The organism is Petrotoga sp. DB-2 (genome assembly GCF_054051725.1).
The window spans coordinates 1-24,702 of record NZ_JBSVZD010000013.1 but is presented as its reverse complement, the minus strand read 5'-3'; the positions used below and the strand labels follow the sequence as shown (position 1 = coordinate 24,702).

The 24,702-nt window shown below is 33.7% G+C and carries 20 protein-coding genes; 15 read left to right on the top strand and 5 right to left on the bottom strand.

What is annotated here, in order from left to right:
- Positions 1-111 precede the first annotated feature (111 nt).
- The 11 genes from mutS to ACW9JY_RS05810 all read left to right on the top strand — a co-directional run bounded on the left by mutS (position 112) and on the right by ACW9JY_RS05810 (position 15,313).
- Positions 112-2,565: a DNA mismatch repair protein MutS gene (gene mutS, locus ACW9JY_RS05860; protein ID WP_103078179.1), complete on the top strand. Its 2,454-nt coding sequence runs from the start codon at positions 112-114 to the stop codon at positions 2,563-2,565.
- A 54-nt stretch (positions 2,566-2,619) separates the two neighbouring features.
- A complete protein-coding gene (locus ACW9JY_RS05855; protein ID WP_103078178.1) occupies positions 2,620-3,057 on the top strand; it encodes an Asp23/Gls24 family envelope stress response protein in 438 nt (145 codons plus the stop codon).
- Positions 3,029-3,484, top strand: a complete 456-nt coding sequence (gene nusB, locus ACW9JY_RS05850; RefSeq protein ID WP_169925207.1) for a transcription antitermination factor NusB — start codon at positions 3,029-3,031, stop codon at positions 3,482-3,484. Before ACW9JY_RS05855 ends, nusB begins: the two co-directional genes overlap by 29 nt.
- 61 nt (positions 3,485-3,545) lie before the next feature.
- Positions 3,546-5,375, top strand: a complete 1,830-nt coding sequence (gene dxs / locus ACW9JY_RS05845; protein WP_457283687.1) for a 1-deoxy-D-xylulose-5-phosphate synthase — start codon at positions 3,546-3,548, stop codon at positions 5,373-5,375.
- 31 nt (positions 5,376-5,406) lie between these two features.
- Positions 5,407-5,925, top strand: a complete 519-nt coding sequence (locus tag ACW9JY_RS05840; protein ID WP_457283686.1) for a hypothetical protein — start codon at positions 5,407-5,409, stop codon at positions 5,923-5,925.
- Complete coding sequence (locus tag ACW9JY_RS05835) at positions 5,919-8,252, top strand: endonuclease MutS2 (protein WP_457283704.1); 2,334 nt, start codon at positions 5,919-5,921, stop codon at positions 8,250-8,252. Before ACW9JY_RS05840 ends, ACW9JY_RS05835 begins: the two co-directional genes overlap by 7 nt.
- A 17-nt stretch (positions 8,253-8,269) precedes the next feature.
- On the top strand, positions 8,270-10,357 hold the full coding sequence (locus ACW9JY_RS05830) for a cell division FtsA domain-containing protein (RefSeq protein WP_457283685.1): 2,088 nt from the start codon (positions 8,270-8,272) through the stop codon (positions 10,355-10,357).
- Positions 10,335-10,694 (top strand): holo-ACP synthase, encoded by a 360-nt coding sequence (gene acpS / locus ACW9JY_RS05825; protein ID WP_012208822.1) that lies wholly within the window; start codon positions 10,335-10,337, stop codon positions 10,692-10,694. The genes ACW9JY_RS05830 and acpS overlap by 23 nt, the downstream gene beginning before the upstream one ends.
- Before the next feature lie 14 nt (positions 10,695-10,708).
- The gene (gene ligA / locus ACW9JY_RS05820; protein WP_457283684.1) at positions 10,709-12,715 is read left to right on the top strand and encodes an NAD-dependent DNA ligase LigA; all 2,007 of its coding nucleotides are present in this window, start codon (positions 10,709-10,711) and stop codon (positions 12,713-12,715) included.
- The gene (locus ACW9JY_RS05815) at positions 12,702-13,856 is read left to right on the top strand and encodes a hypothetical protein (RefSeq protein ID WP_457283683.1); all 1,155 of its coding nucleotides are present in this window, start codon (positions 12,702-12,704) and stop codon (positions 13,854-13,856) included. Before ligA ends, ACW9JY_RS05815 begins: the two co-directional genes overlap by 14 nt.
- Positions 13,857-13,903: 47 nt before the next feature.
- On the top strand, positions 13,904-15,313 hold the full coding sequence (locus ACW9JY_RS05810; RefSeq protein WP_457283682.1) for a cryptochrome/photolyase family protein: 1,410 nt from the start codon (positions 13,904-13,906) through the stop codon (positions 15,311-15,313).
- Between the two features lie 83 nt (positions 15,314-15,396).
- Here the strand turns inward: ACW9JY_RS05810 and ACW9JY_RS05805 are convergent, their stop codons facing one another.
- Together ACW9JY_RS05805 and ACW9JY_RS05800 are read right to left on the bottom strand one after the other, a co-directional pair.
- Positions 15,397-16,413, bottom strand: coding sequence for a 6-phosphofructokinase (locus ACW9JY_RS05805; RefSeq protein WP_457283681.1), 1,017 nt, complete (start codon positions 16,411-16,413; stop codon positions 15,397-15,399).
- A 130-nt stretch (positions 16,414-16,543) separates the two neighbouring features.
- Complete coding sequence (locus tag ACW9JY_RS05800; protein WP_457283680.1) at positions 16,544-18,526, bottom strand: sodium-translocating pyrophosphatase; 1,983 nt, start codon at positions 18,524-18,526, stop codon at positions 16,544-16,546.
- Between the two features lie 293 nt (positions 18,527-18,819).
- Between ACW9JY_RS05800 and ACW9JY_RS05795 the strand changes: the two genes are divergently transcribed.
- From ACW9JY_RS05795 to ACW9JY_RS05780, 4 genes are read left to right on the top strand one after another with little or no spacing between them, the layout of a single operon-like run.
- Entirely contained in the window at positions 18,820-19,221 is a 402-nt protein-coding gene (locus ACW9JY_RS05795) for a Fur family transcriptional regulator (protein WP_103064975.1), read from the top strand.
- A 48-nt stretch (positions 19,222-19,269) separates the two neighbouring features.
- A complete protein-coding gene (locus tag ACW9JY_RS05790; RefSeq protein WP_457283679.1) occupies positions 19,270-20,157 on the top strand; it encodes a metal ABC transporter substrate-binding protein in 888 nt (295 codons plus the stop codon).
- Positions 20,147-20,896, top strand: a complete 750-nt coding sequence (locus ACW9JY_RS05785) for a metal ABC transporter ATP-binding protein (RefSeq protein ID WP_457283678.1) — start codon at positions 20,147-20,149, stop codon at positions 20,894-20,896. The genes ACW9JY_RS05790 and ACW9JY_RS05785 overlap by 11 nt, the downstream gene beginning before the upstream one ends.
- Positions 20,889-21,707 (top strand): metal ABC transporter permease, encoded by an 819-nt coding sequence (locus tag ACW9JY_RS05780; protein ID WP_457283677.1) that lies wholly within the window; start codon positions 20,889-20,891, stop codon positions 21,705-21,707. The genes ACW9JY_RS05785 and ACW9JY_RS05780 overlap by 8 nt, the downstream gene beginning before the upstream one ends.
- 114 nt (positions 21,708-21,821) lie before the next feature.
- On the opposite strand, the gene ACW9JY_RS05775 is transcribed toward ACW9JY_RS05780, so the two are convergent.
- The 3 genes from ACW9JY_RS05775 to ACW9JY_RS05765 form a co-directional block, all read right to left on the bottom strand.
- A complete protein-coding gene (locus ACW9JY_RS05775; RefSeq protein ID WP_457283676.1) occupies positions 21,822-22,013 on the bottom strand; it encodes a uracil-DNA glycosylase in 192 nt (63 codons plus the stop codon).
- 204 nt (positions 22,014-22,217) lie between these two features.
- Positions 22,218-23,639 carry a carbon starvation CstA family protein gene (locus tag ACW9JY_RS05770; RefSeq protein WP_457283675.1) on the bottom strand — a complete coding sequence of 474 codons (1,422 nt, stop codon included), beginning with the start codon at positions 23,637-23,639 and terminating at the stop codon, positions 22,218-22,220.
- A gap of 130 nt (positions 23,640-23,769) precedes the next feature.
- Positions 23,770-24,477, bottom strand: coding sequence for a LytR/AlgR family response regulator transcription factor (locus tag ACW9JY_RS05765; protein ID WP_457283674.1), 708 nt, complete (start codon positions 24,475-24,477; stop codon positions 23,770-23,772).
- Positions 24,478-24,702: the final 225 nt, after the last annotated feature.

Sequence of the window (24,702 nt, the reverse complement as noted above, 5' to 3'; positions counted from 1 at the left end):
GTCCTTCTTTTGATTAAAAAAGCTTTTATATTAGCAATAAACCAATTTGAAAAACAAGATTTAGATTTTAAAAAAGTAACAAGGCCTCAAAGAATATGAGGAGGGTCAATTATGAGTGATTTAACTCCGATGATAAAGCAATATCTAAAAATAAAGGAAGAATATAAAGACTCTATTTTACTTTTTAGACTCGGAGATTTTTATGAAACCTTTTTTGAAGATGCTAAAAAAGTCAGTGAAATATTGCAAATTGTCTTAACGAAAAGAAATGGTCATCCTATGGCAGGAATTCCATACCATGCCTTGAACAACTATTTAAAAAGGCTTTTAGATGCTGGGTATAAAGTAGCTATATGTGAACAAATGGAGGATCCTCAAAGCTCAAAAGGTATAGTTGATAGAAAAGTAACTAGAATACTGACACCTGGTACCATCATAGATGAAGGTATGTTGGAAGAAAGTAACAGATTTACCGCCTTGATCACCAACCATGGGAATTTGTATAAAATAGCTATTTTTGATTTTTCAACCGGTGACTTCTATTTAGACACATTTGATTTCAAAGAGGATGAACTATTAGACTTTATCTCTTCATTTGGGTTGGTACAGATTTTGCTATCTAAAGAACTTGAACCATTATCAAAAAAGATAAAAAACTCAACCAATGAGATTTATGTAGAAATATTGGACGAATGGTATTTTTCAAACAATTTTAAAGACCATTTGAAAGAAACGTACGAAGTTTTAAGTTTTGATCATTTGGATTACGATGATGGAGAATTAAAAGTAGCTGATGCTGTTTTAAAGTACTTAGAAGTCACACAATTTTCAAAGATTAAACACATGAAACTTCCGAAACGATTTAAGACGAAAAACTACATGTTTTTAGATTCCAACACTATAGAAAATCTTGGCATTCTTCCTACAAATTCAAACAAAGGGAAAACTCTTTACGATATTCTAAAATTCACAAAAACCAGTATGGGGAATAGAAAATTAAGAGAGTTCATCCTTACTCCTCTCACCGATAAAGAAAATATAGAAGAAAGGTTAAACAAAGTCGAACATTTAGTTGAAGATCCTCTTTTATTAGAAGAACTAAAAGAATATTTGTCATCTGTAAAAGATCTCGAAAGGATCTCTTCCAGGATTTCTTTGATGAAGGCAACCCCAAAAGACCTTATAGCCTTAAAGGATTCTTTGGAAGTTATTCCCTATATAATCGAATCTTTAACTTCAAATCCAGGATTGTCTGATTTTTTTGATGGTATAGATTTACTTAAAGAAGTTAAAAATTTTATCGAAAATACCATTATCGAAGAACCATCTCTTGCTCCTGGTAGCGGAAAAGTAATTAAAGAAGGTGTTTCAGAAGAGTTAGATGAATACAGAAACATATTTAATAACTTAGATAACGTTTTGAAAGGTATTGAAAAGAGGGAGAAAGAAAAAACTAAGATTAGCAGTTTGAAAGTTGGAAGGAATAAGATCTATGGTTTCTATATAGAAGTTTCAAAAGCGCAATCCTCCAAAGTTCCCGATAATTACGTAAGGAAACAAACGTTAGTTAATACGGAAAGGTACACAATAAAAGAATTAGAAGAAGTTGAACAGCGCTTAGCTTTATCAGAAGAAAAAATAAAGGTTATTGAAAAAGATATTTACGATAAGGTATTAACACATCTAAGTCAATATGTAGATAAAATAGAAAAACTTTCCAATAAGATCGCTGAATTGGATGTTTTTAGGTCTTTCGCAGAGGTTAGTAGAGTTTACAATTACAAAAGACCAACTTTTGTGCAAAACTCCAAAGAAATAAAGATAATCAACGCAAGACATCCGGTGGTGGAAAGATTTGTTGATGAGTTTACTCCTAACGACTTAAATTTAAGCGAAGACAAATTTTATATAATCTTGACAGGCCCTAATATGAGTGGGAAATCGACTTTTATAAGGCAAATAGGGCTTATAAGTGTGATGGCACAAATTGGTTGCTTTGTGCCCGCTGAAAAGGCTGAAATCCCAATTTATGACGGTATATTTACAAGAATCGGAGCGAGGGACGATATCGTTAGCGGAAAATCAACCTTTTTAGTTGAGATGCTAGAGGTTTCAACTATATTGAATAAAGCAACGGATAACAGTCTTGTGCTCCTTGATGAAGTTGGGAGAGGGACGAGTACGTTAGATGGGATTTCTGTTGCATGGGCAATCTCAGAATATTTATTTCAAGTTAAAAGATGCAATACAATCTTTGCTACCCATTATACCGAGTTAACTTATATGTCGCATATATACGAAGAAGTTGCTGCAAAAAGAATAAAAGTTGTAGAAACTATGGATGGGGTTATATTTTTACACAAAATTGAAGATGGCACCAGTGACAACAGTTACGGTATAGAGATAGCAAGATTGGCAGGATTTCCCCTAGAAATAATTGAAAGATCAAAAGAAATACTAACTCAATTGTCAAATAGAGTTGACTTGGAAAGCAGATTGAAGAGAATTAAAAATATTAATAAGAAAAAATATGAATCACATGAAAATCAGTTAAAAATGTTTTAATTTATGATATAATTAAAAAATAGGTAAAATATTAATCCTAAGGAGGGAAAAACAATGCCTTTGAACGAGGAAAATGATTTTGGAGAAATAAGTATTTCAGAAAATGTATTAAAAGATTTAGTTTTCAAAAGTGTAGAGGGTTATCTTAAAGACCAAAAGGTCTATAACGAGAAAATTCAAAAAGAATTGCAAAAGAGTATAAAGATTACAATTAATGACGATGCCAGTGTTAGTATTTCTTTAAAGGTACCTGCTAAATACGGGCAAAACATTGTTGAATTTTCTAAAAATATTCAAAAAGCGATTAAAGACGATCTTGAAAGAATTGCAGAGGTCTATGTATCAAACATTGACGTATCCATCGAAAATCTTGTAAAACCCGAAGAGTTGGAAGAAGAATACGAAGAAATAGAAGAAGAAACCTTAGAAAATGAAGAATCCCCTGAAAGTGAAGAAAAGGAGGATGAAGAACAAAAGGACAAGAATGAATGAAAACATACCGAAAAAAAGAATGATGAGAAAGTTAATTTTTGAAAGTCTTTTCCAACTATCAATAAAGGATGTTAAGTTAGACAACATATTATTCACTTTTGAAAAATTAAACGAAAAGGCACATTTAGAAGAAAGTTATTATTTGGAAGCTAAACAATACATTGAAGATATTTATAAAAATAAAAATGAGTATGATGCGTTGATCAACAAATACTCTGAAGGTTGGCCTGTAGAAAGGATAGGAAACATCGAAAAAACCGTGATGAGGATCTTTATCTATGAGCTAATAAACAAAAAAGATATACCCGTTAAAGTAATATTAAATGAATCAACGGAGTTAACCAAAACTTATGCGACACAAAAAGCCGCCGCTTTTGTTAATGGTATTATGGATAAGATCGCACGTTCGCAGGCATCGATTATGTAGAGCCACAAAATCGAAAGGGGGGAAGTATAGATTTTAAATAAATAAAATCTATACGAAATGTATGGCGCCACAAAATACTCCTCTGTATAAAGCACTTAAGAACATGAGTTACAAAGAATTAGAAGAAATAGCCCAAGAGATTCGAAAGTATATTTTCAACGTTGTATACAACAACAATGGTCATCTTGCTTCGAATTTGGGTGTTGTGGAACTAACAATCGCATTGTACAGGATATTTGACCCTATAGAAGACGTTATTATTTGGGATACCAGTCATCAATCTTACGTACATAAACTTTTGACGGGTCGGTGGAAAGATTTCAAAACCATACGTGAAAAAGGTGGCATAAGTGGGTACACAAATATCTATGAATCACAAGCTGATAGATTCGGTGCTGGGCATGCAGGGACTTCCATAGCAGCTTCTTTGGGTTATACACTATCTGATAAAATAAAAAATAGGAAAAGAAATATAGTTGCTGTTATTGGAGATGGAGCCTTAGGTTGTGGGATGGCTCTTGAATCGTTAAATCAGTTGAACTATCAAGATGCAAAAGTTAAAATAGTTCTAAACGATAACAACATGGCTATTTCCAGAAATGTAGGAACGATTTCCCAATTGTTGAATAATTTTAGAATAAAAAAAGAATATACCCAAGCAAAAGAAATTTTAAAGAGTTCTTTAGAAGACTCTTCCTTGGGTAAGGATGTAGAATCAGTTTTAAAGAAAGTCAGAAACGCTTTAAAATTCTCTATTTACGATACTCCAGCATCACTATTTGAAGAGTTGGGAATCAAGTATTATGGGCCCGTTGATGGACATGATATCAAAAAAATGGAAGAGTTCTTGGAATTCATTAAAGCTTATGATGAGAAATCTGTAATACTGCATGTTGTTACTACCAAAGGTAAAGGTTTCGAAGAAACTGAGAAATCTCCCACCAAATATCATGGCGTATCCAAAAAAGAACCGAACAAAGTCTCTTACAGTAAAATTGTTGGACATACGTTATCTCATTTAAAAGATTATGAGTTTTTAGCTTTTACGGGAGCCATGGCAGATGGAACTGGGTTAAATGTACTTCAAGAAATATGTCCGGACAAAGTCATTGATATGGGTATCACCGAACCAAGTATAGTCACTACGGCGTCCGCTCTGTCTTTAGGAGGAGTTTTGCCCGTTGTAGATATTTACTCGACTTTCATGCAAAGAGCATTTGACTCACTTATTCATGATGTAGCCTTACAAGAGATCCCAGTTCTATTTTTGTTAGATAGGGCTGGTTTGGTTGGAGAAGATGGCCCAACTCATCATGGGGTTTTTGATATAGCATATACTAGGTTAATTCCAAATGTTGAAATCTGGACGCCATTGAACGCCCAAGATTTAGCTAATATGATTTATACTTCTGTGATAAAGGGTTTGAAAAAACCTAGATTTATTAGATTTCCAAGAGACGGGGAAACGATAGAAATACAAAATATAATCGACAATCTTCAAATAGTAGATGGAGAATGGAAGTATCTAAAAATGGCTGATTCTGGAATTTACGCTCTTGCCGTTGGAACTATCTCTCAAAACGTTTATGGAGCGCTCAAAGATTATAACGTTAATATAATTGGGGTACGAAGCGTCAAACCTTTAAATGAATATTTTCTGGAAATACTAGAACAAAGGGCTGAATATATTTTTGTTTATGAAGAAGGAAGTTTGAAAGGTGGTTTCAACGAAGAGATATTCAAACTGAGAAATAAAAAAATTTATTCATTTGGTGTGAAAGACGAGTTTGTTTCTCATGCCACAAGAGAAGAACAATTAGAAGAATGCGATCTTTCTATAAAAGCGATAAAGGAAAACTTTGAAAAAATTATCTCCGAGGTTAAAATGTAATCATCTTATGAATAAAAGGGAGAGTAAAAAAATGATAAAAAATAAACTTTTTTTAGCATTTTCGATATTCTTTTTCATAACTACTGTCACGTATGCTTTTGAGTTATTAATAACCCCTTCCTATTCCTACACTCTTAATTCAACAGGCGATACAAACACTCAACAGAGTTTAGATTACACTGGGGGAAGGATTTCTTTTTTAATTCCAACCGAAGATAGTGAAGAAATCTCCTATGGCCCCTATCTGGGATTTTTCTACAATTACAATTTATTAGAAAATTTACAAAATCTAGAAGATGTAGGAATCTCCTTAGGTTTGAATATGAAATATACAACCAATATAATTGGCAACTTAAATTTTTTGGTAACCGCCTTCGGAGGCGTTCACACAGAAGATTATTTTAAAACCTTTAAAACAGAAATACTTATAAATGGAGGAGTTAGCTACAACAATTTATCTCTGTCGGTTGGTTACGAGACTAGGTACTACGAAGAAGAACTAACTGTAAATTATTTACCAATCTCGTTGGGAGTGAGTTTTAAATTTTAGAAAAAACCTACAAGGATTTGGAAATAGAAAAAATATTAAATTTAATTTCAACCTATAGTCATACCGATTATGGGAAAGCGTATTTTTTAAAAAATGTAAAAATGTACAAAGATCTAACAGAATTAGACCGAGAAGTGAACATTTCTCGAGTTTTTTTTGATATGGCGATTAAAGGTACATTAAAAGATTTGTATGGTTTAAGTTATATCCCTTCGATAATGGGAAAAATAAGCAACAAGGAAAGTGTTGAAGGGAGAGAATTCAGAAAGATTGGAGAGTTTTTGGAGGACGGTTATGCCATCCACAAACATTACAGCGGTATAAACGATCTACTCACTGATAAGTTATCAGATTACAAACCTCTACTTGAGTTAAAAGATCAGATCTTTAAAGTTTTTACTCCTGAAGGAGAAATTAAAGATAACGCCTCAATCGAATTAAAAAGAATAAGAAACGGCATAGACACGGTAAAACGTCAATTAAATATAGAATTCAACAAGATAAAAAGTAAGTATATTAAATACCTTTCTTTAGACCAACCTGTGGAAAGAAACGGAAGGTTATGCATAGCGTTAAAGAGTGAAAATAGAAATGTCATAAAGGGTATTACCGTAGGAAGATCCGATTCCGGTGCTACTTTGTTCGTAGAACCAGATACCATTATAGAACTAAATGAAAAGCTTACAGATTTATTCTCACAAGAGAAGAACGAAATCGATAGAATACTCTCAAATTTGACCTTTGAACTTCAAAAAAACAAATTTAAAATAGAAAAAAATATAGAAATAATAGAATATATAGATGCCAATATAGCGAAAGCTAGATACGCCAAAGATATGAATGCAGTATTCACTCAACCCCATACTACTAAAAAGATTCTTCTCAAAGAACTAAAACACCCTTTAATACCAAAAGAAAAAATAGTCCCCATAGATGTAGAACTGGATAGAAACGGAATGATAATAACGGGTCCCAACACAGGGGGTAAAACGGTTTCTTTGAAATCAATTGGATTAGCCTTTTTTATGGCTCATTCTGGTTTACCAGTCTTAGCTTTAAAGGCTGAAGTACCTTTTATAGAAGAAATATACACGGATATAGGTGACCAACAAGATATATCTCAAAATCTAAGTACTTTTTCTGCCCATTTGTTGAACTTAAAAAATATACTTGAAAACGTTAATGAAAAATCTCTTGTATTGATAGATGAATTAGGAACAGGAACCGATCCTATTGAAGGAGCTGCCTTAAGCAAAGCTATTTTGAAATATCTGCTAATGAAAGGGCCAATAATATTTGCTACTTCACATTTGTCTGAGATTAAAACATTTTCTTTGGAAGAAGAAAAACTACTCGCCGCTTCTATGTCTTTTGATATTGAAACACTTAAACCTACATACAAACTAATGGTAGGCGTACCTGGAGCATCCCATGCCATTGAAATAGCAGAAAGATTGGGGATTGACCCTCAGATAGTAGAAGAAAGTAAAATAAATCTCAATGAAGAATTTTCACAAAGTGAAAAAATACTCAGTAGATTAACTTCTATTCACAATGAATACGAAGAAAGTTTAGAAAGGATCAAGAAGAAAGAAAAAGAGATCGATAAAATGAAAAAAGAGTACGAAGAAAAACTACAAAAACTAAAGAAAAAAGAAATAGAAAGTCTCGAACCCGAGTTGTATCAACTTAAAGAACAGATAAAAAACATGAGAAACCAGATTCAAACCATATTAAAAGAAATCAAGCAAAAAAAAGATCAAATCGATTTACAAGAAATCAGCAAAAAAATAAAAGAATCTGAAAATATGGCTTCACAACTTGAAGAGATGAGAAAAACGTTATCTCAAAATCAAAAAGGGCGAAAAATTGAAAAGTCTAAAATAAAAGTTGGGATGAAAGTAAAAACGTCCAATAATATTGAAGGAACGGTAAAAAGAGTAACAAACTCGAAGATAACCGTTCAGATTGATGGTTCTCCGATAGAGATAACTTATAATCCAACGGAAATTGAGCCTGTAATTAACACAGATAAAGAAAAAAACGAAGAAAAAAGAATTTACGTTAAAATAGATCAAAAGAAAAGTGTAAAATCCGAATTAGATATTAGGGGTTATTCAGTAAATGAAGCTATACCCGAAATAGAAAAATTTATTTCGGATTTAATAAGTTCTGGGATAAAAGAAGGAAGAATAATACACGGAAAAGGAACAGGGAAACTAGCTATGGGAATTTGGGATTATTTAAGAAAATCATCTCTAATTAAAGATTTCAAAATCGCTCGAAGTGAAGAAGGGGGAACAGGGGCGACAGTAATAGAAGTTTAAATAATGGGGGAGTGGAAATGATCTTTGGACTTGATATAGGTACAAGGACTCTTGTAGGGACATTGGCAGAATATGATGAAGAAACAGAAAATATAATAATCAAGCATTTTGCAGAAGTTGAGCACGAAAATAGAGCGATGCTTGACGGACAAATTCATGATGTCAACAAGGTTGCAAAAGGTGTATTCAAAATAAAGAAAACACTGGAGGAGGAAAGTTCCATCAATCTTTCCGAAGTTGCCATCGCTATAGCTGGTAGGTTTCTTATCTCTTCAATTGGCTCATACAGCCTTGATATTTCAACTCATGGTTATTTAGACAGTGAAACAATCAAAAAGATGGAACTCGAAGCCGTTAAAGTGTCTACAGAAAAATTAAACTACTCCCAAGAAATGTACTGCGTAGGATACTCCATACTCTACTACAGTCTTGATAATCAATGGATTAAACATCTAGAAGGGCAAAGAGGTAATCAAGCAAAAGTAAAAGTTTTGGCAGCTTATCTACCAAAAAATGTTGTAGAAGCTATGATGTCTGTATTGGATAAAGTTGGATTAAAACCAATCCATGTCACATTGGAACCGATAGCCGCCACAAGTTTAGTTGTGCCTGAGGACTTGCGAAACCTGAATGTTGCGATGGTAGATGTAGGAGCAGGAACGAGCGACATATCCATATCAAATAAAGGGGTAATAACAGGCTATGGAATGGTACCCTTAGCTGGGGATGAGATAACAGATACTATCTCTCAACAACTATTGGTGGATTTCAAAACCGCTGAAAAGATAAAAAAACAATTATCTCAAAACGATGAAATTACATACAACGATATTCTGGATAATGCACAAATTGTAAGAAAAGAAGAGATAATCAAGATAATAACCCCTGTTATAGACACCATAACGGATAAAATAGCTAAAGAAATATTAAATCTAAATGGGAAACCTCCTGTTGCTGTGATGGTAGTAGGTGGTGGAGGAAAAGTACCAACTTTCACCGAAAAATTAGCCGGCAAACTTGGACTTTCCAAAGAAAGGGTATCTTTAAAAACTACCAAAAACTTGGAGAATATCATTTTTGAATCAAAAAGAATGGAAGGTAGTGAATACATAACCCCTTTAGGTATAGTAAATGTCGCACTGAAAAAACAGGGTAGTGTATTCAATACCATTAAAATAAACGGAAGAAATGTAAATATGTTAATCATAGGTAAAGACATGAACGTTTTACAGGCGTTACTACAATCAGGTTATTCTCTAGACAAATTGGTTGGACTGCCATCCCCTGCGATAGCTTTCGAACTGAACGAAAAATTACAGATAAAAAAGGGAAATATGGGCGAAAAGGCAAAAATAACAGTAAACGGAGTATCGGCGGATATACATTCTCCCATTAAACCAGGAGATCACATTGAAATAGAAGAACCTAAAAATGGCAAACCTGTCAATTTAAAATTGAAAGACGTGATTCAACCCATTGAATTTTACTTAAATGGAGAACCCAAAACCACTTATCCTGTAGTAATAAAAAATGGTGAAAAAATAGAAAGCTTAGAAGAAGAGATCAAAGATGGAGATAAAATATTTACTTCACCTCCAAAAATAGAAGATGTATTTAAAGAGTACAACGAGAAAATTTTCTTCACAATAAATAACCTTCCATATGAAGTCCCTGTGGGTACGATTATCATGAAAGACGAAGAAATCTTAGATAAAGATTATCAAATAAAAAATGGAGATCTTCTAAAAACAAAGGCGGTAAAGCTTCCTAAGATAAAAGAATTCTTGGATATCGAAACCGAAAAGATGAAAGTATTTTTAAACGGGAAAGAGGTTCATTTAAACAAAGAAGAAATAATCGCATCCTATGATGGAAAAATAATTGACATAGAAGAAGAAGTGAGCAATGGAGCAAATTACTCGATTAAAAAGGTAAAAAAGGATGTTCAATTAATAGATGTATTTTCTCATCTTTCCATAAACATGGAAGAAATTCAATCTTATGAAATTTACTTAAATGACCAAAAAGTCGAAAGCTTTCTACAAAAGATCGAACCAGGTGCGAATGTGAGGTTGTTAATCAATGATCAGAGGAATAGGAGTTGACATCGTAAAAGTCGACAGGATCAACGAAAAAAACGTCCAAAAAATTCTCTCTCAAAAAGAAAAAGAAATATACGATACGTTTAAAGGGCAAAAAAGAAAAAAAGAATATGCAGCGGGTCGTTTTGCAGTAAAAGAATCTTTAATAAAATGTTTCAAAAGGTTTATCCCTTATTCACAAATTACCGTTCTAAACAAACAAAGTGGAGAACCCTATTTAGATGAAGAATCGGTGAAATATCTATTCGAAAAGTTTGGAGGTAACGGAACGATACACATATCTATAGCCCATGAAAGAGAGTTTGCCGTAGCAACAGCGGTTGTGATAGATGAAGACTAAAGGGGGATTGTAATTTGGACATACCAAAAAACATAAAAGAACGATACGAAAAGTTAAAAGCAGAAATAGAAGAACATAACTACCGATACTACGTATTGGCTGATCCCATTATCTCGGATCAGGAATACGATAAGCTATTTAAAGAATTAGTAGAGCTTGAAAAAAAATATCCCGAATTGAAAACACCCGATTCTCCCACTCAAAGGATCGGTGGGATAGTTGTTGAGGGATTCAATAAAGTAAACCATTCCATACCGATGTTATCCTTAGATAACACCTACAACGAAGAAGAAATCTTAGATTTTCACAAAAGGGTTTTAAAGAACTTGAACTTAACCCATGTTGAGTACTTCTGTGAACTAAAGATAGATGGAGTATCGGTAGCTTTAAGGTACACCGATGGAGTATTAACTCAAGCTATAACCAGGGGTGATGGAACGACCGGAGAAGATATCACGCAAAACGTAAAAACGATCCCCTCTATTCCTTTAAGATTGAGAAAAAATCTAACCATTGAAGTACGTGGAGAAATATACATGCCAAAAAAAGAATTTGTGAGAATAAATTCTGAAAGGGAAGAAAAAGGGTTACCTGTTTTCGCTAATCCTAGAAATGCCACAGCGGGCACTTTAAAACTTTTGGATAGTACTGAAGTGGCAAAAAGAAAGTTAAGCTCTTTTATGTATTACGTTATCTTCCCTCAAAATTACAACTTAGAGACTCAAGAGGAAGCAATAAATTTTCTGAAAGAAGTTGGTTTCAGAATCAATCCTAATTACAAAAAGGTCGAAGATATTGGACAAGTTATAGGATTTTGGAAAGAATGGAATCGAAGGAGAAAGGAATTAGAATACGAAGTAGATGGAATAGTTGTTAAGGTGAACAGCTTTGAATTACAGAGAGTCCTTGGTGAAACTGCCCGATCCCCACGATGGGCAATAGCTTTCAAATTTGAAGCTGAACAGAAAGAAACGAAACTAAAAGCTATAAAGCTTCAAGTTGGGAGTACAGGGATAATAACCCCCGTTGCAGAATTTGACCCCATACAACTCGAAGGAACAACGGTAAAAAGGGCAAGTCTACACAACTTTGATTATATAAAAGAAAGAGATATAAGGGAAGGCGATTACGTATTAATTGAAAAAGCAGGTGGCATAATACCACAAGTTATAGGCCCTATTAAAGAAAAAAGAACTGGGAAAGAAAAAATAATCCAACCCCCTGAAAAATGCCCTGTATGCGGTGGAAAAGTTGGAAAAATAAAATCTTCTGAAGTGGCAATAAGATGTTTGAATCCCTCTTGTCCAGAAAAGCTTTTAAGAACGTTGGAAAATTTTGTTTCAAGAAACGCAATGAATATCCAAGGACTTGGCCCAAAGATATTAAAAAGAATGGTAGATGCAGGTTTAGTTAAAGATGTAGCAGATCTTTATTATTTAAACGACCAAAAAATTAGAAGCTTAGGAGAAGGTATAGGAGACAAAACGGTAGAAAATATATTGACACAAATAGAGCAATCCAAAAATAGAGAATTGTACAGATTAATTAACGCTCTTGGGATACCAAATGTTGGTTTAAAAACGGCGAAAGACCTTGCTAATCATTTTAAAAATTTAGACAGTTTAATAGACGCAAAATTCGATGAACTTGTAGAAATAGAGGGTATTGGTGAAGATATAGCAAATGCAATTATAAAGTTTTTTTCACAGGAAGAAGTTAAAAAGATCATTAAAAAATTAAAAGATGCCGGGGTCAACATAGGCAAAAAAGAAGAAGAAAAATCAGAAGGGCCTTTAAAAGGTTTAATTATATGTCAAACCGGTGCACTTTCTAAAATGACAAGGCAAGAATTTGCCGAATACGTTGAATCTAAAGGTGGTACCTTCTCTGAAAACGTGACGAAGAAAACGAATATCCTAGTCGTTGGAGAAAACCCTGGTTCTAAACTAGATAAAGCTCAAAGTTACGGAATTACTATAATGAGTGAAGAAGACTTCTTTGATGAATATGGAGAAAGTTAGAAAAATAGTTACGCTTCAAACATTAGTACTTATCTTCATTTTTTTTAATACGAAGGGCTTCTCTGAAATAACTACAAACGAAGTTTATCTACTATCTTCAATATACGCAGGTAAAGATTTTACAAACATAACACCTTACCCAATAAATTCAAATGATGAGTTTGAAGTTTACCCTGGTTTCTTTTACAAATCTTTTGATCCCCTGTGGTTGATTGGTGGAATATTTGAAACCAATTGGTCAGATCTGGAAAGAGGGGTATATCTATCTGACTCATTACCTTATGTTACTGGGTTTATGGGTGGATACGATGCAGGAAGTATGAGAATTGTATCAGCCATGTACTTCTTTGACCCTTACTTAACTGAGGAAGAGTTAAAAAGGCAAAAAGCTACCTCTTTTGATACTAATTTTGATACTAATTTTGATACTAACTCCGACAGAGCTGGATTGGAAGATTTTGGTTATTGCGATCCTTCAAAAACCTTGTTTATACACAGATTAGAATTTAATCTTTTCGATAGAATTAGGCTTTCTTTGAACGAATTGAATTTGATCGGTGGTAAATACCCTGACCTTTCTGATGCTAACCCTTTTGGTATAGCTCATAATAACTTAGGTGAAGGATTCTCGAATAATATGTTGGGAGTAGATGCTTCTATCATTCCTATCAAAGGATGGCAAATATATGGACAATTCGCGATGGACGATTTTGTAGTACCCGATACTGAAGGAGGAGCAACAGATTACAAACCAACCGCATTCGCTTGGGGTGTAGGAACAAGATTAGTCGGCAAAACTTCTAAATATTACATATCTCCGAAAATAGAGTATTATAAGATTTACACTTGGATGTACAATCAATGGGCACCTTACTTGAAGTATACCGCCAAATACAATGAAGAAAATATTCCCATAGGCTTTGACTACGGGAACGACATGGAAGGTTACTTAATAGGATTGGATATTGCCAACGAAACCATAAGATACAAAATTACTTTCGAACACTACCTCAAAGGTGAAATAAATTTAGAAACACCCTACGACGATGAGAGAAAAGAAGATGTGGAAGGTTGGCCTGGACCGTACGGAGAAACAACACCAGTGATCAAAATATCCTTTTCATTTGAAGTAGGGTTTTAAAATTCTCAATACTTTAAAATTACCTTTTTATTATTAGCTTAGGTAAGTTGTATTTAATTATAAAAGACATACTAAAGGCCTTAGAGGTGGTAAAAATACCGAATTATAAATATAAAATTGGGTTGCACATATTCAGACGAGATCTTAGGTTAGAGGATAATACTTCTCTCATAGAAGCTCTTCAAAGTTGTGAAAGAGTCATACCTGCTTTTATATTTGATGACCGACAGATTAAAGACAACGATTACAAATCAGACAACGCGGTTCAATTTATGATCAACAATCTAAAAGAACTCAATGATGAGCTACACCAATTGAACGCTAGACTATACTTTTTTGAAGGTCTTACTTCTAAAGTAGTTGAAAGCTTAATTAAGACATTAGGAATAGAAGCTGTTTTTGTGAATAAAGATTACACTCCATTTAGTAAGAAAAGAGATAACGAAATAAAAGCTATTTGTGAAAAGGAAAGAGTAGATTTCAAGGAACATTTTGATGTTTTATTACATGAACCCACAGAAGTTTTGAAAGATAATGGAATGCCATATATAAAGTTCACCGATTTTTTAAAAAAATCCAAAAAAATAGATGTGCGAGAACCGCAGAAGAATAAATTTAAAAATTATTTTACAGAAGGAATTAGCTCAAGTATTGCTCTTCAGGTTGATAAATTTCCTCAAAATGAAAATTTAATGTTAAAAGGTGGGCGAAAAGAAGGGTTACGTTATATAGAGAGAATAGTCAAATTAAAAAATTACAGTGAAATTAGAAACATACCTTCAATCGATGGAACAACAAAATTATCTCCCCATCTTAAATTTGGAACAGTTTCTGTGAGAGAGGTATATAAAAAAGTAAATGAAAACTTCGGTAATGAACACGAAATTATTACACAACTTCACTGGCGTGATTTTTTTACTCATATTCTTTATCATTTCCCTCATGTTTTAGGGAATTCCTTTAAGGAGAAATATAACCAAATACAGTGGGAAAACGATGTGGATAAATTTAAAGCTTGGTGTACAGGGAGAACAGGTTATCCTATAGTTGATGCTGGAATGAGACAATTGAATCTAACGGGATGGATGCATAACCGAGTAAGAATGATAACAGGGAGTTTTCTTGTTAAGGATTTACATATTGATTGGCGATGGGGAGAAAAATACTTTGCACAAAAATTAGTTGACTACGATCCTGCAATTAATAACGGTAATTGGCAATGGGTTGCTTCAACAGGTTGTGATGCGCAGCCTTTTTTCCGAATATTTAACCCAATTTTGCAACAGCAAAAATTTGATCCTGCATGTAATTACATAAAAACTTGGTTACTAGAATTAACCAATCTTAACTCAAAGCAAATACATACTTTAAACATTCCAAAAGACATCGATTATCCGACACCTATTGTCGATCATAAAGTAGCTTCAGAAAAGGCTAAAAAACTTTATAAAATATGATCAAAAAGCGAAGTATGTTTGTTATCTGTGGATTTTAATAATACGTTTAAATATAGCGGTGCAAAAAGCACCGCCAAATATTTTTAGAAAAACAATCTACCCATTTCGTATAATTCTCGACTTATCTCTTTGTTCTTCAAAATTTCGTCCGTAAAGGGTTTTTCTATAACATTAAAACCATCCAAACCTAAAGCCACATTAGATTTTCCTTTTTTAACAGCGTCTATAGCAGAAACACCGAATTTAAAAGCCAGGTATCTATCAAAGGATGAAGGGGTTCCTCCTCTTTGTAGATAATCCAAATCAACGGTTCTACATTCAACATTTTGCAGGTTAGCTTTTATGTACTCTGTGACTAATTCTGCTGGTTTCATGTATTGACGAACTTTTGGATCGTCTATTATATTTTGAACCTCTTCGGGGAGTTTGACTTTTTCTTCTACTACGACTATGGAAAATCTTCTACCTGCAGAATATCTTCTTTTAATATTTTCAACCATATCTTTAGGGTCTAATTCGAACTCTGGTACTATTATATAATCTGCACCACCTGCCATTCCACCAATTGTAGCCAACCATCCTGCTTCATCTCCCCCAGTTTCTACAACTATTACCCTATGACCTGCACTGGCAGTTGAATGAAGTTTATCTAACGCGTCAGTGACGATCTGTAATGCAGTTAGAAAACCTACACTAAGATCCGTCCAGTATAAGTCATTATCAACGGTAGCAGGTATTATTATCGAAGGTATGCCTTCATTTGCCAATTTTAAGGCGATATTTGCTCCAGTATGACCTGTTAACAATATCAAACTCGTTATTTGATATCTCTCAAAGTTATTTTTTAACTTGTTCAAATCATTTGGATTAACAGTAGGATCATATTTTGAAGAGCCCAAAATTATTCCACCTTCAGGTAATTTACCTGAGACATGTTCTTTGGCCAAGATTGTTAATTTATCTTCAACGAGACCTAAAAATCCATCGTAAACGCCAACAACTTCGATATCCTCTTCGGCACCTTTAACGATGAGTGCCCGGATTACGGCATTTAACCCTGGACAATCTCCACCTACATTCAAAACAGCAACTCTTTTCATTTTTATCTGCACCTCCAAATTTTAATTATACTAACTTTAGGAACTCTAAAACCTTGTGTTAGCGCCCCTTTGCCCCGCAGCCCGCCCATAAAGAGGATGGTATTCACACCAACCATATTAACTAAGAGTTTCACTCAAAAATTCTAATTAAGACAGGGACAATCACTATAGAAACTATAGACATGAGTTTTATTAAAATATTTATGGAAGGTCCTGCTGTATCTTTTAAAGGATCCCCCACAGTATCGCCCACAACAGAAGCCTTGTGAGCCAAAGACCCTTTTCCTCCATATTTTCCTGTTTCTATTAACTTCTTAGCGTTATCCCAGGCACCTCCAGAGTTAGCCATGAATATAGCTAACATAACGCCTGAGCCAGTTGTTCCTGCTAACATTCCAGCAACAGCTTGCTTGCCTAATAAGAAGTAAACAATTATTGGAGCTATTACGGCGATTAAAGAAGGAAGTATCATATATTTTAGAGCACCATCGGTAGCAATCTTTACACACTTACCATAGTCTGGATCAGCTTTTCCTTCCATTAATCCAACAATTTCTTTAAACTGTCTCCTTACTTCTTCAACCATAAGGTTTGCGGCGTTACCAACTGCTTTCATCACCAAAGAGGAAAACAGAAATGGAAGCATTGCACCGATTAACAAGGCTGTAAATACATTTGCATCATTCAAATCAACTACTGAAATATTTGTTACCTGCAAATAAGAGGCGAACAAAGCCAATGCCGTTAATGCAGCAGATCCTATTGCAAAGCCTTTTCCCATCGCGGCGGTTGTATTTCCAACAGCATCCAACTTATCAGTTCTTTCTCGAACGTATGGATCTAAATGAGCCATTTCCGCAATTCCACCCGCATTATCGGCGATAGGGCCATATGCATCGATTGATAAACTCATACCCAGTGTTGAAAGCATTCCAACAGCTGCAATAGCTATTCCAAAAAGGCCATAAACGTAGAATGAAATTACAATAGCTGTTCCTATTAAAAGAATAGGGAAAAGCGTTGATTCCATCCCTAGGGCAAGACCATTGATAATCAACGGAGCCGAACCTGATGGAGCACTTTTAGCAAGCTCTGTTACAGGTTTTTTTGCAGTGTAATATTCGGTGAAAACTCCTATAAGAATTCCAACTACCATACCTAAAATAACTATTAAACCTCCAGAAAAATCACCGAAGACAATTTTAGATAAGAAAAAAACTACTATCGCTTGAAGAAATGCGGTCATATATGTACCGAAGTGTAGAACCTTTTCGGGCTCAACTTCCTTTACTTTTTTGATATAGTAATTAACAAAAATAATACCTAAAATTGATAATATCAAACCTGATGAAGCAACAAAAAAGGGGAAAATTGCCCCATTAATAGAAAAAGCTACACTGCCCAACACTGAAGCAGAAAAAATAGAGCCAACGTAAGATTCGTACAGATCAGCCCCCATACCTGCAACATCTCCCACATTATCTCCGACATTGTCAGCAATAACTGCCGGATTTCTTGGATCATCTTCTGGAATATTTGCTTCAACCTTACCAACTAAGTCAGCTCCTACATCGGCAGCTTTTGTAAAAATACCCCCTCCAACTCTTGCAAAGAGTGCCACAAAAGATGCTCCCATAGCGTAGCCACTCATTAATTCAGTATTTCCTTTGCCAAGAAAAAATATACCTCCCAATCCCATTAATCCTAAAGAAGTAACAATCATTCCCATAACCGCTCCACCATTAAAAGATACAGCCAATGCATCTTTTAAATTGTTTATCGCTGCATTGGTTGTTCTGGCATTGGCTCGGGTAGCTATTGACATTCCTAAAAAACCTGATAAAACCGAAAATACCGATCCTAAAATAAAAGACAAAGCCATTTGATAAGAGCTTACAAACCACAGAAAAGCAGCGAATAAAAATATAACAACAAAAAGAATCCTATATTCTGAAAATAAAAAAGAGCGAGCTCCCACTTGAATTATTTTCGAAAGTTTTTGCATTCTTTCATTCCCAGGAGATTTTTCTAAAATATTGAAAACTAAAAAAACGGTAAAAATTAATCCGATAAACCCACATATAACCGATATGATTTGAGAAATAGCACCCATACTTTCCCTCCTTTTAGAATCCAGTATACCTTCTTAAGAAGCTCTAAAGCTGTATAGATAACATCCTTTGTCCGGACCCTGATCAAGAAACAAAAGAGTTTCATCATAAGTAGTTATAGAACTTAAGTGAAAGATCTCCTTTAGTTTTTTAGATTATACCATAAAAAAACTTGACATTTTAAAATTTTTGTTGTATAATGCTTATGCAAATTAGTTGCAAAAACAAATCATTTGCATTTGCGGTATTAACAGTTTAACGTTATTCATGTTTATCCCGAAGAGGTGAACTTTCCATGAGAAATACAAAAGCTCGCAGAGAAATTTTAGGCGTGTTAGATGAGTACGATTATCCGCTCAACGCCGAACAAATTTATGAAAAACTCAATGAAGATTATGATAAATCTACAATTTACAGAAACTTGAAAAATTACGAAAAAAATGGAGAGATTAAATCCATTGTTTTTTCCGATAAAATCAAATATTTTTTTAAAGGAGAAGGGCACTTTCATTTCATATACTGTATAAAATGCAAGAAATTTGAAAGGTTCGATCTATGTTACTCTGAACAGATGAGTAAATATATAAAAGAAAGATTGGGTTTCAAAGTTTTGACTCATACCCTTTATTTTGAAGGAATATGTAAAAAATGTCAGAAGATTACCACAGACGACCAGTATGATAATCTCGATGAGTAGAAATATTTTTAAAGTAACCAAAAATATAAAAAGTAGGTGAGAGAAGGTATGAAAAAAACGATTTTAACAACCGTTGTTTTATTAGCTTCGTTCCTAGTATTCGCTTTAAACGTTTCAACGTCGATATTACCCTATTACTATGTAAGTAAAGGAATAATACAAGAAAAAGGTCAAGTGAACCTTGTTGTTCCTCCAGGTAAGAGTCCACACACATACTCGCCAACACCAAAGGAACTAGTGCCCTTGTACGAATCTGATATTTTAATTACAAACGGTTTAGCTTTAGAAATTTTTATCTCTAATCTAACCAAGAATCTAGAAAAGCAGGGTGTGAAAATAATTGAAGTTTCCGATTTCATTCCACGTGAAGAACTTATAAGTATGAGCGGAATTGACGAAGATCATGACCATGAAGAGTTTGCATACAACCCGCACATTTGGTTAGATCCATATATTATGTATACCTACATCGTTCCAGGCTTGGCAGAGGTTTTTGGAGAATTAGACCCTGTAAATAAAGATTACTACGACAAAAACGCTGAAAGATATATAAACAGATTGATTTTGCTTGATAAATACCTTGCTGAAAAAGCGAAGGTCATCGATGGTTCAATATTTACGCTTCATAACTCCTACGATTATTTTGCAAGAAGATACAATATAAAAATTGCTGGTGTGATTCAACTCTCTCCTGGGGTCGAACCCACTCCAAAGCAGTTAGTTGAATTAACGAACGTTGCTAAAGAGAAAAATGTTAAGGCTATTTTCAATGAACCTCAACTCAGTGATAAGGCTGTGAGTGCTGTAGCTGAAAACTTGGATTTAAATATAGGAGTTTTGGATCCTTTAGGGAGTGTGGAAAGAGTATTCGATTTAGAATCTCTGTACGTATACAATTTGTTTGAAATCATACGGGTGGTGAATTATGGCTACTGATCCTTTAATATCCGTTAGAGATTTGAATTATTCAGCTGAAAACAACAATATATTGATCAATATATCTTTTGATATTTATAGAGGAGACTTTGTAGGGATAATTGGGCCTAATGGAGCTGGAAAATCAACCTTAATAAAAACTCTAATCGGAGAAATCGAAGATTATACAGGAGAAATAAAGATAAATGGGAAAATAGGATACGTTCCACAATCCGAGGAAAGGGAAAGGGATTTTCCCATCAAGGTATATGAAGTCGCCTTAATGGGTTTGTACAGTGAAGTTGGCCCCTTTAAAAGGTTTAAAGAAGAACATTATGAAAAAGTAAGACAAACCCTCAGACTTTTACAAATTGAGCATCTATACGACAGGCTGGTGGGGAAACTATCTGGAGGAGAGTACAGAAGGTTAATGGTGGCAAGGGCTTTAGTTTCCGATCCTGATATATTAATACTGGACGAACCTGAAGCCAATATCGATCAAGAAGGGCAAAATATACTGTATGGAACTCTTAGAGATCTCAAAGAAAATAGCGATATGAGTATAATTATAATAAGTCACGATTTGAACATGATTTTCAAAGAAACGAACAAAATTATGTGCATGAACAAAACACTACACTGCCATAAAAGTACCGCTGATCTTGATATCAATGATTTGCGATCTTTGTACTCCAAAGATTTTGAACTATTTATTCACATCAATGAAAAGATGAAGGTGGTTAGCAATAAAGATGATTGATATTCTAAGTTACCCTTTTATGAGATACGCCTTAATTGGTGCTGTTCTCTCAGGTTTTGGTAGCGCGTTGTTATCAAATTTCATAGTCCTGAAAAAGATGGAGTTTATTGGAAACGGAGCTGCTCATGTGGCGTTTGGTGCTATCGCTTTTGCTCTTTTCTTTGGATTGAATATGAACCTATTGTCTATAATAGTTGCCATTATATTTGCAATAACTATACATCAACTAGGCAAGAAAGAAAGAGTGCAAGAAAATAGCGTGATAGGTATGCTCTTATCGCTTTCTATGGCTATAGGTATAATTTTACTTTCATTCAAAAAAGGATACGTCCCCGAAATCGATAGTTTCCTATTTGGGGACGTATTAATGATAACTCAAGAAGACTTGATTTTATTGGGAATTTTTGACTTACTTATTCTTTTTATAGTTATTTTTTTAAACAAAGAACTTAAATATTATTCATTCAATCAAAGATTAAGTAAAATATTTGGGGTTCCCACAAACATAATAAACTTGGTGTTTTTAACGATTACATCCGTTACCATAGTTGTTTCCGTTAAAATAATAGGGATCATACTGATAACGGCTCTACTTATAACCCCTGGTGTTATTGCAAAGCTTTATGCGAAGAGTATAAACCAAATGTTGATAATATCCGTAATAGTCGGTGTTTTCTCATCTGTTCTGGGTATTTTTTTATCTTATTACTTAAACGTTCCATCAGGCCCAATGATAGTCCTGACAATGTTTCTAATATTTCTAATTGCATATCTTTTGAGAAAAACGGTTCTTAAGTCTTTTGCTCAGTAGATACTTTTTAATTTTTTGCTTTAAGTCACAACTTGCACTATAAAGAAAATATTCTGCTCTTTTTAAAAACTATTGAGAGAGCAGAATATTTTTTTCTTTCAGCTAGTTAATATCTTATTTTAAACGTTTATCGATTGTTCCATCGGGTAGCATATTGTCCGGATGGTACCTCCCCGTTTCTTCCATCTGGTAGCGTACGCAACTTTTGTAGTCACCATGACAATAATTTTCTATCCACTTTTTATCTAATTTACCCTCATCATAATATCTCTTCATTGGACAAACGATATACCATTTACAACTCATATTAATATTCTCCTGATTTTTTGACTTTCTACACTGTCTTCATTATGTAGCCTATCTATGTTATATTCAGTATCTGTTCAAAGAATTTGAGTAGCTCTTTTCTCAGCTGGTATCACTCTTTATGTATTTTTTACACTCCTATATTATATGATACCATATTATTTAATCCTTTCTTTTAAGAAAAACTGTTCTTAAATGGTTTATTCAGTAAGCACTTTCGGTTGCAGGTTCTTTTTTGTATTTTCTGATTTTAAAGCTAAAAATTGAAAAGAAAATTAGAGCGGCTATTATTCCTATAACATTTGATAATAAAGGATTCAATTGAAAACCCTCAGGTGCTTGGAATATGTAAGCAACTGTAACTGCTGACATAAACACTGCAGGTCCAGTTGCAATCCAATGGAATTTTTTATTCATTGCAAGGAAAGATGCAGATGCCCATAAGACGATCATAGCAAGTGCCTGGTTGGACCATGAGAAGTATCTCCAAATTATAGAGAAATCTATTTTTGTTAGGATAAATCCAAGAGTGAGTAAGGGAATAGCAAGGGATAATCTGCTTACAGTTTTTTTCTGACTCCATTTGAAGCTATCTGCAACTGTAAGTCTTGCGCTTCTAAATGCTGTATCTCCTGAGGTTATTGGAGCCGCTATCACGCCTAAAACTGCTAGTATTCCACCTATTTTTCCCATCAATGTATTAGAAATTTCATTTACTACAAGGGCAGGTCCACCAGTATTCAAAACATTTCCTAGAGCTTGGTAATCTCCATAAAAAGACATTGCAGCAGCAGCCCATATCATAGCTATTACACCTTCGGCTATCATGGCGCCGTAAAAGATTTTTCTTCCTTGTTTTTCGCTAGTAATTGTTCTTGCCATTAAAGGAGATTGAGTTGCGTGGAAGCCTGAGATTGCTCCACAACTGATCGTGATAAAAAGCATAGGGAAAGCATTTAGTGAGTTAGGATGCATATTTTGTAAGCTCATTTCGGGTAATTCATATCCTTGAAAAATCAAACTCAAGGCAATGCCTACAGCCATTATCATTAGGGCAACACCGAAAATTGGATATACTCTACCAATTAATTTGTCGATTGGTAAAATCGTTGATAAAAAATAATAAAATAATATAAAGAGCGATATAATACCCACATTCCATCCTGTTAAATTACCTAACAGATCTGCAGGACCTGTTACAAAGACCGTTCCAACTAAAATCAGTAGTACTACCGTAAATACTCTCATTACCTGTTTTATAAAATTTCCTAAATATGTACCTACTATTTCTGAGGCGCTTGCCCCGTTAAGTCGTTCAGATAACATTCCTGAAAAGAAATCGTGTACTCCTCCTGCAAAAATACTTCCAAAAACTATCCACAAATATGCCATTGGGCCCCATAAAGCTCCTGAAATAGCTCCAAATATTGGACCCAATCCAGCTATATTCAAAAACTGGATTAAGAAAATTTTCCATCCTTTCATAGGTACATAATCTACTCCATCTTCCATTGTTATAGCTGGTGTTTTCCGACTTTCGGAAATTCCAAATATCTTTTCGACAACTTTTGAGTACACTAAGTAGCCTAACAATAAAAGAGCTAACCCACTAAAAAAAGTAATCATCAAAAATCCCTCCTTTGAAATGAAATGACATATATAAATCATAACATTCACAAAGAAGGGAGAATAGTTTTGTGGAATGAGTTACCTACTTTTAGCAATAAGATGTACTTTTTTTGTTATGAAATAAATATTATTTTATACTTAATTTGTTTTTAAAATTTTTAATAAAATTTTTGCTTACATACGCCTCTTCTTTTATATCTTCAAATTTAATGTTATATGTATTATTAAACCAAGGAATTATCTCTTTGATTTTATTTATATTTACAATATAGGATTTGTGAGTTCTTAAAAAGTTAGAATCATTCAAAATTTTTAAATATTCTGATATTCCTATGTTTATTTTATAAACTTGATCTTTTGTATATACCAAAGTATCCTTTCCGTTTGCTTTACAAAAATAAATATCATTTTTATTTTTCAAAACGATCTTACCACCATCTTTTAAAGCAACCTTACCATTAGAACGCTCTTCATCTTCAGAATTCCTTTCAAGTTTTTTTAAGGTGGATATTATCCGTTCTTCGGAATATGGTTTCAATATATAGTCAAAAGCTTCTATTTCAAATGCATCCACAGCGTATTCTGGATATGCAGTTATAAAAACAAACTTTGGCGAATTTCTTAATTTTTTTGTTATTTTTGCCATCGATATGCCGTTGACACCTGGCATATTTATATCCAAAAAAATGACATCGGTTAAATTTGATTTCAAAAAATCTAAAGCATCTAAAGAATTATCAAATTCTTCCAATATTGAAATATCACTAAATTTGTTTATAAAATATTTCAGTTCTTCACGTGCGGGATATTCATCTTCAACTATTATACAGTTCAATTTTCTCTCCTCTTTCAGTTATTTTAAAAGATATTTTCGTACCTTTGTCAGTATTTTTTATTGTTAATCCATTTCCATATGTTAACTTTAATCTATTATGAACATTTGAAAGTCCCACACTGTGGTTAAAAGTATTGTTATAAACTTTTTTGGTTCTATCACGAAAATAGTGGGTAATTAAGCTGGAGTTAAATTAAGTTTACCAAGGGCAATAAAGATAGTGAT